This is a genomic window from Kitasatospora putterlickiae, assembly GCF_039527695.1.
GTDB lineage: Bacteria > Actinomycetota > Actinomycetes > Streptomycetales > Streptomycetaceae > Kitasatospora > Kitasatospora putterlickiae.
Genome location: NZ_BAAAKJ010000131.1, coordinates 36,117 through 42,269, shown reverse-complemented (window position 1 = coordinate 42,269; position 6,153 = coordinate 36,117). Strand labels below are relative to the sequence as shown.

8 protein-coding genes and 1 pseudogene are annotated in these 6,153 nt (G+C 70.6%); 5 read left to right on the top strand and 4 right to left on the bottom strand.

Translation table 11 applies throughout. From position 1 onward, the window contains the following. A partial coding sequence (locus ABD308_RS13725; RefSeq protein ID WP_344333179.1) for an MFS transporter occupies positions 1-723 on the top strand: 723 nt, incomplete at its 5' end. A gap of 210 nt (positions 724-933) precedes the next feature. On the opposite strand, the gene ABD308_RS13720 is transcribed toward ABD308_RS13725, so the two are convergent. Beyond that, positions 934-1,722, bottom strand: a complete 789-nt coding sequence (locus ABD308_RS13720) for an HpcH/HpaI aldolase family protein (RefSeq protein ID WP_344333176.1) — start codon at positions 1,720-1,722, stop codon at positions 934-936. Further along, entirely contained in the window at positions 1,719-2,546 is an 828-nt protein-coding gene (hpaH, locus tag ABD308_RS13715) for a 2-oxo-hept-4-ene-1,7-dioate hydratase (protein WP_344333173.1), read from the bottom strand. The genes ABD308_RS13720 and hpaH overlap by 4 nt, the downstream gene beginning before the upstream one ends. A 92-nt stretch (positions 2,547-2,638) precedes the next feature. Between hpaH and ABD308_RS13710 the strand changes: the two genes are divergently transcribed. Further along, the gene (locus ABD308_RS13710) at positions 2,639-3,241 is read left to right on the top strand and encodes a MarR family winged helix-turn-helix transcriptional regulator (protein ID WP_344333171.1); all 603 of its coding nucleotides are present in this window, start codon (positions 2,639-2,641) and stop codon (positions 3,239-3,241) included. Here the strand turns inward: ABD308_RS13710 and ABD308_RS13705 are convergent. Beyond that, entirely contained in the window at positions 3,199-3,864 is a 666-nt protein-coding gene (locus ABD308_RS13705) for a flavin reductase family protein (RefSeq protein ID WP_344333167.1), read from the bottom strand. The genes ABD308_RS13710 and ABD308_RS13705 overlap by 43 nt on opposite strands. Before the next feature lie 167 nt (positions 3,865-4,031). Next, entirely contained in the window at positions 4,032-4,484 is a 453-nt protein-coding gene (locus ABD308_RS13700; protein WP_344333166.1) for a VOC family protein, read from the bottom strand. Positions 4,485-4,799: 315 nt separating this feature from the next. Between ABD308_RS13700 and ABD308_RS13695 the strand changes: the two genes are divergently transcribed. The 3 genes and pseudogenes from ABD308_RS13695 to ABD308_RS13685 all read left to right on the top strand — a co-directional run. Next, the gene (locus ABD308_RS13695) at positions 4,800-5,180 is read left to right on the top strand and encodes a hemerythrin domain-containing protein (protein WP_344333163.1); all 381 of its coding nucleotides are present in this window, start codon (positions 4,800-4,802) and stop codon (positions 5,178-5,180) included. 95 nt (positions 5,181-5,275) lie between these two features. Next, positions 5,276-5,998, top strand: coding sequence for a GNAT family N-acetyltransferase (locus ABD308_RS13690; RefSeq protein WP_344333158.1), 723 nt, complete (start codon positions 5,276-5,278; stop codon positions 5,996-5,998). A gap of 6 nt (positions 5,999-6,004) precedes the next feature. Continuing rightward, a pseudogene (locus tag ABD308_RS13685) lies at positions 6,005-6,153 on the top strand (ISAzo13-like element transposase-related protein); the annotation flags it as partial.

Here is a 6,153-nt window from a genome sequence, read left to right as displayed (position 1 = left end):
GCCGTGGCGGCGGTCCTGCTGCTGGCCGCCTTCGTCGTCGTCGAACTGCGCCACCGCGCCCCCATGGTCGACCTGCGGCTGATGCGCGACCCCTCCTACAGCGCCTCCCTCCTGCTGGCCGGGGCCGTCCTGTTCGGCTTCGTCGGGCTCTCCCTCCTCCAGGTGATGTGGCTGGAGCGGGTGCGAGGGCTGACCGCCCTTCAGGTGGGCGTCCAACTCCTCGCGGAATTCGGGGCGTTCATCGTGGCCTCGGTCCTGGCCGGGATGTTCGTGCGCCGGCTGGGCCCGCGGGTCCTGATCACCGTGGGCCTCCTGCTGGCCGCGGCCGGGGCCGCACTGTTCGCCCGGATCGAACCGGACACCGCGTTCGCCGGATACGCCGCCGCCTTCGTCCTGTTCGGCCTCGGCTGCGGTCTCGCCAACGCCCCCTCCACCGCGCTCGCCGTCAGCCACGTCCCGCACGGCCGCGAGGGCGAGGCGGGCGGCACGGTCAACGCCGCCCGCCAGATCGGCGCCGTCCTCGGCACCAGCATCCTCGGCACACTGATGACCTCGACCTTCGCGGAACGCCTCACCCGCGTCCGCGACCCCCGCGCCGCCTTCACCTACGCGGTCGGGCACGCGACCTGGGTCGCGGTGGCGGTCCTGCTCCTCGGCGCGGCCGTGGCGATCGGGCTGTCGGCACGCTCTCGCGGCACCCGCCGCAGGACCGTCACCGGCTGACCGCGGCCGTCGAAGTGCCGGGCGGCGGGCTTCTCCCGGCGCCGGACCCGCCGTGAGACCGCACGGCAGCGCCCGTGGGTCCGACCGCGGAGCCGGTGTGACGCACGGACGCAGTCCCGGACCACCGGGTGGGGCCGGCCGGCCCCACCCGGTGGCGGTCCTACTCCGTCCTGGGCGCGGCTTTCCTGTCGGGCGGCGCGTGCCGGACGTTCAGTACACGGTGGGCTGGACGGGCCGATCGGTGCGCCGGTGGGTACTGAGGAGCTGCGCGCCTCCTCGGGTGAGCAGTCCGACGTCGGTGCCCACGGCGATGAACTGGCAGCCCGCCGTCCTGGCGACTGCCGCGAGCCGCTCATTGCCGGCCAAGGTCCCGACGGGCTTGCCCGCGTGGTGCGCGCGCTCGACCACGTGCCGGAAGGCCGCGAGCACGTCGTCGTGGGTCGGCTCGCCGAGGTGGCCCATCGTCGCGGCGAGGTCCGAGAGTCCGATGAAGATCGCGTCGATGCCGTCCACGGCTGCGATGCCGTCGATCGAGGCGACGGCCCGGGGAGACTCGATCTGTGCGATGACGAAGGTGCGGTCGTTCGCGGTCGACAGGTATTCCGTGTCCTGCCCCCAGCGTGATGCGCGGGCCAGCGCGCTGCCGACACCGCGTGTTCCCTCGGGCGGGTACCGCGTGGCGGCGACCACCGCCGTCGCCTGCTCCGGCCCGTCGATCATGGGCAGCAGGAGGGTGCGGGCGCCGATGTCGAGGTAGCGCTTGATGTCCTCGGGCCGGGAGGTCGGCGGTCGCACCACCGGCGTGGTGGATGTCGCGGCGACCGCCTGGAGCTGGGAGACGACGGTCCGCAGGGTGTTGGGCGCGTGCTCGGAGTCGAGCAGCACCCAGTCGAATCCGATCGTCGCGCAGAGTTCGGCCGTGTACGGGTTGGCCAGTCCGAGCCACAGGCCGATCGACGGGTGCTCCCGGCCGCCCGCGAGGAAGGTGTGCTCCTTCATGCGCCCGCCTCTCCGGTGCGCGTGCCGAACCGGCAGGCGATGGAACCCAACGGCCCGTAGTCGACGTGGAAGGTGTCCCCGGGGCGGGCGAGGACCGGTCGTGTGAACGATCCCGACAGCACGACATGGCCGGGTTCGAGCACGACGCCCCGGGTGGCCAGCCGGTTCGCCAGCCAGGCGACACCGGTCGCCGGATGGTTGAGCACCCCCGCGGCGACGCCGGTCTCCTCGATCACCGCATTGCGATGGCAGATGGCGCCGACCCATCGCAGGTCGAGGTCGTCCGGGCGCACCGGCCGCCCGCCCAGGACCACACCGGCGTTCGCGGCGTTGTCGGAGATGGTGTCCAGCACCGTCCGGGTCCGGCCGGTGTCCCGGTCCCGTTGTTCGACGCGCGCGTCGATGATCTCCAGTGCGGGCATGACGTAGCGGGTGGCGTCGAGGACGTCCATGACGTCGCAGTTCGGGCCGGACAGCTCGGCGCCGAGGACGAACGCGAGCTCCACTTCGACACGGGGGACGATGAACGACTCGATGGGCAGGTCCGCGTCGTCGGCGAAGAACATCTCGTCGAGCAGGACCCCGTAGTCGGGTTCGGTGATGTTCGACGACATCTGCATGGCGCGGGACGTCAGCCCGATCTTGTGGCCTCGAACGCGTTGGCCGGACCCGGCCTTGATGGCCATCCAGGCCTGCTGCACGGCGTAGGCGTCGTCGATCGTCATCCGCGGATGCAACAGCGACAGTTGCCGGATCTGCTGACGGGTGGTCTGCGCCGTTTCGAGGCTCTCGGCGGCGTTCTGAATTTCGGCGGCGGTCAGCACTGCTGCCCTTCTCCATTCGGCTCGTGGTCGTTGTCGGTGATTCCCCCGGATGTGGTTCGGCAGGCTGACGGTCCGGCACCTAGACTGTTGCCATGCCTCTGCCACAGAACAGCGCTCTCAGCCGCCGCCGGCGGTTGGCGGCCACCCGTATCCAGCGGACCGCCGCGGAGGCGATGCGCCCGGTGCTGCGCGTGATGTCGCGGTCCGGGCCGGACCGCGACATCAGCGCGGCGGCACTCGGTCTGACCATGCTCTGGCTGGCGGACGACGTGATCGCCACCGTGAACCGCAAGCTGGACCGGCTCGGCATCTCGGAGAACAAGCTCGACATCCTGATGATCTTCGCCGCGCAATCCGCCGAGGACGAGAAGTCGCACGGAATGCGGCAGACGCCCAGCGGGATCTCGGACTACTTCGGCATCTCCAAGGCGAGCGCCACCGGCGTGATCGACTGGCTTGAGAAACGCGGGCTCATCACCCGGACCCGTCAGGTCCAGGACCGCCGCAGCACGCCCATCGAGATCACGCCGACCGGTGAGCGGTTCGTCGCCGACGCGGTGCCGGTCTTCGAGGGCGCCTGCCGGGACCTGGTCGGTACGCTCAGCGACCGGGACCGCAAGGACCTGCAGCGGATCCTCGACAAGCTCTGGGTTCATCTCAAGGATTCCGAGTTCTGGTCGACCGACGAGGACTGAGCCCGGCGCCAGTCCCCGGCCTCGATCCGGGCGACCTGGAACGGTGCGGTGGTGGTCGTGTACCAGCCGCCGCCGTGCATCCGTCCCACCAGATTCATCCGCCCCGCGTCGATGTGGCCGCGGTCCGGGTTGAGGACCACGTCGTCGTCGACGTGGGCGTAGAGGATCTCGCCGATGAACAGGGCGCGGTTCTGGCCGAGTTCGACGGTGCGCGTGTAGGCGCATTCCAGGGCGACCGGACTGCCGGCGATGCGCGGCGGGCCGACGGCGAGCGAGGGAACCGTCGTGAGGCCGGCCTCGGCGAGCTCGTCGATGTCCTCGGAGAATTCGATGGCGGTGACGTTCATCGCCTCCAGCAGGTCCGCGCTGACCATGTTGATCACGAAATCGCCGGTTTCGACGATGTTGCGGGCGGAGTCCTTCGGACGCCCGTCGCGGTTGCCTATTCCGAGCACCACGACGGGCGGGGTCCCCGACATCAGGTTGAAGAGCGAAAAGGGCGCCGCGTTGAGCCGGCCCCGCGCGTCGCTACTGGTGACCCACGCGATCGGCCGGGGAACGATCAGCGAAGCCAGGAGGTTGTAGCGGGGTTTGGGGGCCATGGCGGCGACGTCGAAGAGCATGTGATCCTTCTGGTGCTACTGGCTCGGGCGGGTGCTGTCTCCCGGCGGCCCGGCGGCCCGGCGGCCCGGCGCCGATCGTGCCGGGAGACAGTCGACGTACGACAACGGGTCGCCGGTACCGGGCTGTTGCGCGGCCGAGTGCTCGAACCGGTCCGTCGTGTGACGCGTCAGTCGGAGGGAGCGGCCGGCACGGACCGCTGACTCCTGCGGCACCGGCACAATCCGAGTTGGTGGATCTCCACGAGGTTGTTCGCGGGGTCGCGGAGGAAGAGCTGCTTGAGGTTCGGCGAAGCGACGTTGTCGAGCGTGAAGTACTCCACTCCGAGGCGTTTGAGCTCTTCCTCGGCCTCGATGATGTCGTCGACGGCCAGCGCGACGTGGTTCTCGACGGGGTCCTGCCCCGGCCCCTTGCTGTACGGCGACGGTCCGTCGCTGCCCAGCAGGTGGATCTGCACATCGCTGGGGATGTCCAGGAAGTAGCCGTGGATGCCGGGAATGTGCCAGCGCCCGGCGTCCTGCGTCAGGTTGAGCACGTCGCGGTAGTAGTCGCGCGCTTCATCGGCGGTCCTGTTGTCCATTCCCAGGCCGACATGGTGAAGCTCACGAATCTGAACAGCCATCCTCACCTCCGGAGTCATGTGTAGTACGGCACCCGTACCATCTGGTTCACGTACGATCCCCCGTGCGGGCGGCGCTGTCAAGGTCGCGTCGACGGTGAGCGGCACCGATCGGGGTGATCGGTGAGGTTCGGCCAGGTCGGCGAGGCCGAGGCGGTCGGACAGCCTCGCCCGCCGGCTCGGCGAGATCCCGCCGCCGCCGTGCGCGCCGGGTCGTCTGGGCATGTGGGTGGTTGCCCGGGCGTGGCGGCATGCGGCGGATCGGTCGGGGTACCAGAGGGTGCGACCCGGACGTGTGCGAAACAGGAGGAATCCGGCGTGGACGCGATCGTGCTGCTCAAGGACGACCACAAGACGGTGGAGAAGCTGTTCAAGGAGTTCGAGAAGGCCGGTGATGAGGCGTACGCCGAGAAGCGCCGGATCGCCGACCAGGTGATCGAGGAGCTGACCGTGCACGCGGTCATCGAGGAGCAGGTCTTCTACCCGGCCGCCCGCGAGGCCGCCCCCGACACCGGTGACCATGTGCTGTCGAATAATCCGTGGCGTCCGGCCCGGTGGTCCGCCTACGATCCAGTCATGTTCCACGCCGAGTTCCCTCGGTCGTTCGAGGAGGAGGCGGCGGAGCGCCTACTGGTCCTCGACCTGGGGTGCGGCTCGGGCCGCCTCGCCATCGGCCTCGCGGCCGCCGGCACACGGTGACGGGAGTGGACCCGGCCGCAGCGTCGCTCGACGCCGCGGCCTCCGGGGACGCGGCGGCATGTCAACCGGCCACGGCAAGCAGAAAGCAGCCCGGCATGTTCCCTCCAGCCATCACCGAGTTCTGGCGGACTCCTTCCCCGACGAGCCGGCTCCTCTGTGGCGACGACGCCTTCGGCGTCACCGTCGACGCCGCCCTTGAGGAGGGCGAGCGGCTCACCGTCATCACGACGGCCGACGGGGCGACCCGCGTGCGGCTCACCCCGGCGGTCGCCGGAGCGTTGGGCCTGGACGCCGGGACGGCGATTGACGCTCCCGAATTCGGCCGGCGCCTTGCGGCGGCGGGTATCACGCTGCACGGCGCCGACCACCTCTTCTACTTCACCAGCGAGGCGCGGGAGGCACTGCACCGGGAGCCGGACGACCCCTCGGTGCGGCCGCTCACCGAGGCCGACGCGGGGGCGTTCGCCCGGTTCGAGGCGGCAGCCTCGGAGCAGGACCTCGACGACGCCTACGTCGAACTCGACCACTGGGCGGTCTACGGGGCGTTCGAGGACGGGCGGCTGGCGGCCGTGGCGAGCGCCTACCCGTGGGGCCGCGCGCCGCTGGCCGACCTTGGTGTGCTGACCCTCCCGCCCCACCGGGGCAGGGGTCATGCCCGGCGCCTGGTGCGCGCGATCGCCCGGCACGCGCTGGCCCGGGGCTTCGAGCTCCAGTACCGCTGCCAGCTTGACAACCACGCCTCGGTGGCGGTGGCCGGATCGGCCGGCCTGACTCGCTTCGGCAGCTGGGACGTCGTCTCGCCGGATTCCCATCACTAGGGCGCGGCCCTGGAGAGCGGCCTGGAGATCACGGTCTGCCACGTCCCGACGGGCACGTCGAAGTGGAACAACACCGGATACCGGATGTTCTGTCACATCACCGCGAGCCGCCGCGGCCGGCCGCTGACCGGCCAGGAGGTCGTCATCGAGGGACG

What these genes read in the sequence shown, in the direction of transcription:
- ABD308_RS13720 (WP_344333176.1), bottom strand. Translation starts at nt 1,722, where the DNA reads ATGAAGGAGCACACCTTCCTCGCGGGCGGCCGGGAGCACCCGTCGATC.
- ABD308_RS13710 (WP_344333171.1), top strand. Translation starts at nt 2,639, where the DNA reads ATGCCTCTGCCACAGAACAGCGCTCTCAGCCGCCGCCGGCGGTTGGCG.
- ABD308_RS13700 (WP_344333166.1), bottom strand. Translation starts at nt 4,484, where the DNA reads ATGGCTGTTCAGATTCGTGAGCTTCACCATGTCGGCCTGGGAATGGAC.
- ABD308_RS13705 (WP_344333167.1), bottom strand. Translation starts at nt 3,864, where the DNA reads ATGCTCTTCGACGTCGCCGCCATGGCCCCCAAACCCCGCTACAACCTC.
- ABD308_RS13690 (WP_344333158.1), top strand. Translation starts at nt 5,276, where the DNA reads ATGTTCCCTCCAGCCATCACCGAGTTCTGGCGGACTCCTTCCCCGACG.